General features: G+C 62.7%; 1 protein-coding gene. It reads right to left on the bottom strand.

From position 1 onward, the window contains the following. Positions 1-440 precede the first annotated feature (440 nt). Positions 441-1505, bottom strand: coding sequence for an IS110 family RNA-guided transposase (locus E4K65_RS46610; protein ID WP_135179750.1), 1065 nt, complete (start codon positions 1503-1505; stop codon positions 441-443). Between the last annotated feature and the right edge of the window lie 75 nt (positions 1506-1580).

The raw sequence follows: 1580 nt of genomic DNA, 5'->3' as shown, positions 1-1580 counted from the left end.
AATGTATGGTCCGGCCGTGCGTAGCAAGAGGTTCGTCGATCAGGTGGTGAGTGGTCTTGCATCAATGTATCCGGCCTTTGATTGGAGCATTTTCTCCGGGCCATCATGGATATCAGCGCGCGTGCGTTCTCATTAGCGGACAGGCCTCGATTGGGCCATTTGGGTCACCAGTGTTCGCATGCGCCGGGAAGACCGAACCTCCATCTCGTCTCATCCTCTCGCAGACCTCGGCTGGAACCTGCTGATGGGGTTACGTCATCGCTTGCTCCTCCTACCTCGCAGTTCCTGTGTTCGAGCCAGGGGCCGTTCCTTCGTCCCGGCCCGCAGGACGTGCGTCGTGTCGCGCGCACGGGCGGTCAAGGCCGGCCGTTGCGCTTGGCTTGCGGCTGGCTCCGGCGTTGCCAGGCCGCGCCTTGACCGCGCCGAGCACGGCGCGAGGATCAAGCGGGTCGGACGTCTGCATCGTTGGTCCTTGTCAGCTCGAAGGCGCGTCCTTTAGCCAGCACCGCCCAGGCGATGCGGGCAAGCTTGTTGGCGAGCGCGATCGCCAGCACGTTGTGGTGCAATCGCTTCTTGGCGGCTTCGATCCAGGATCTGAGTCCGTAACGTTCCCAGTTCTTGATCCTGACCAGCACGACCCATGCCGCCTGCACGAACAGAACGCGCAGGTAGCGATTGCCGCGCCTTGAGATTTTGCCGAGGATCGTGCGGTCTCCCGTCGAGATCTGCTTAGGCACCAGTCCGAGCCAGGCGCCGAAGTCACGGCCTTTGGAGAAGACCTCTCCAGTGCCGATCGCGGCCACCATGGCGCTCGAAATGATCGGCCCGATGCCAGGCACCGTCATCAGGCGCGAACATGCCTGATCTTGACGGGCCAGTGCGTCGATCTCGCCGGAGAGGCTATCGATGCGCTGATCCAGCCGACGCCAGTCGCCTGCCAACTCCTCGATGACACGCAACATGCGTGGCGACAGGGCATCGGTGCGCGTCGCAAGGATGACGGGCAGTTCTGTGCGCAGGAAGCCGATACCCTGGCGCACCGCGATCCCGCGTTCCAGCATGAAGGCGCGAATCTGGTTGATGATGCCGGTGCGTTGCGACACCAGCCGCTCGCGCACCCGATGCAGCGCCTGCAGATCGAGTTGCTCCGCGGTCTTGGTCGCCACGAACTTCATCGTTGGGCGCTGCACGGCTTCGGCAATCGCTTCGGCATCATTGAAGTCGTTCTTCGGTCCCTTGCTATAAGGGCGGACATATTTGGCCGGCATCAACCTGGCATCGTGACCAAGCGATGCGAGTTTGCGGCTCAAATGATGTGCGCCGACGCAGGCTTCCATGCCGATCAGGCAAGGCGGCATATTGGCGAGCCGCGCCTCCACTTGGCCACGCGACCACTTTTGCCGCAGCACGATGGCGCCGCGCGTATCGTGGCCCACGACATGGAACGAGTTTTTGCCGATATCGATGCCGATCACGGCGATCGCGGTATTGGGTGTCTGGGACATGGCGTGCTCCTTGTCTTGGCGCCCCTGGCCAGCTTATCGCTGGCGGGGCAGGAGCACGGCCGGACCATCCCATTA

Origin of the sequence: Bradyrhizobium niftali (assembly GCF_004571025.1) — a bacterium.
GTDB classification, from domain to species: domain Bacteria; phylum Pseudomonadota; class Alphaproteobacteria; order Rhizobiales; family Xanthobacteraceae; genus Bradyrhizobium; species Bradyrhizobium niftali.
The sequence above is the reverse complement of the archived record's forward strand: the minus strand, read 5'-3'. Positions and strand labels throughout refer to the sequence as shown.

What these genes read in the sequence shown, in the direction of transcription:
- E4K65_RS46610 (WP_135179750.1), bottom strand. Translation starts at nt 1,505, where the DNA reads ATGTCCCAGACACCCAATACCGCGATCGCCGTGATCGGCATCGATATC.